Here is a 262-nt window from a genome sequence, read left to right as displayed (position 1 = left end):
AAAGCCGGATCTTGGCGCCGTTGCGGAAATTCTCGGACCCGATGCCAAAGCTCCGGATATCGGAGCTTCCAATGCCGAAGCCAAGGGCGCCGCCCAGCATCGGTCGATCGAAAAATTGACCGAAACGCGGCCGGTAAGGGTGGTCGGGCCGGCTTTCTTCCCCGAAAACTGACCCGGTGGAGTTTAGTTGTCACCGTAATGCCGGTCGGCTATTCGCAGACCATGCGGACCCGTTTTCCGGGTTGGCTGACATTCCTGCAGG

The sequence above is a fragment of the Mesorhizobium sp. genome, assembly GCF_004962925.1.
In the GTDB taxonomy this organism is placed as follows: Bacteria; Pseudomonadota; Alphaproteobacteria; order Rhizobiales; family Rhizobiaceae; genus Mesorhizobium.
The sequence above is the reverse complement of the archived record's forward strand: the minus strand, read 5'-3'. Positions refer to the sequence as shown.